General features: G+C 52.7%; 1 pseudogene. It reads left to right on the top strand.

From position 1 onward, the window contains the following. Positions 1–402, top strand: a pseudogene (locus ACRPFF_RS11095) (hypothetical protein); the annotation flags it as partial. Between the last annotated feature and the right edge of the window lie 192 nt (positions 403–594).

Genomic DNA, 594 nt, shown 5'->3' with positions numbered 1-594 from the left:
GTCGAGTCTCGTGGGCTCGGAGATGTGTATAAGAGACAGCCTCAATTCTACGCCGAACTCTTCAAGAAACTGCGCTGCCTGCCGCATAACGGGCCAATCGCTGTTGCTGCCCACAGTTTGGAAGAGGCGGCGGAATGGGCGGACATCCTGTATATGACCCGCGTCCAGCGCGAACGTTTCGACGAACAGGAATTTGCCAAAATCCAAGGCAAATTCAACCTCGAAGCGTCTATGCTCGCCCGCGCCAAACCGAACCTGCGCGTGCTGCACCCCCTGCCGCGCACGGACGAAATCCACCCCGATGTCGATGCCGCGCCGCACGCCTATTATTTCGAGCAGGCGACCAACGGCGTTTATGCGCGTATGGCGATATTGTCGCTGGTGTTGAACGAAGAAGTGTGAGGAACCGATATGGAAGCGCAAAAACTCAGTGTCGAAGCCATCGAAAAAGGCACGGTGAAAGAAATGCTGAAACTTCTGATAAATTTCAGGATATTTCTCTAAGGCTTTTAATGCTTTTTCTTTTGAAACTGGAGGGTCATAGACATCTATCCCTGTCTCTTATACACATCTCCGAGCCCACGAGACTCGACG

Origin of the sequence: Neisseria sp. SLRRB23 (genome assembly GCF_050896295.1) — a bacterium.
Classification (GTDB): domain Bacteria; phylum Pseudomonadota; class Gammaproteobacteria; order Burkholderiales; family Neisseriaceae; genus Neisseria.
Note: the sequence above shows the minus strand (reverse complement) of the source record. Positions and strands in the feature narration are given on the sequence as shown.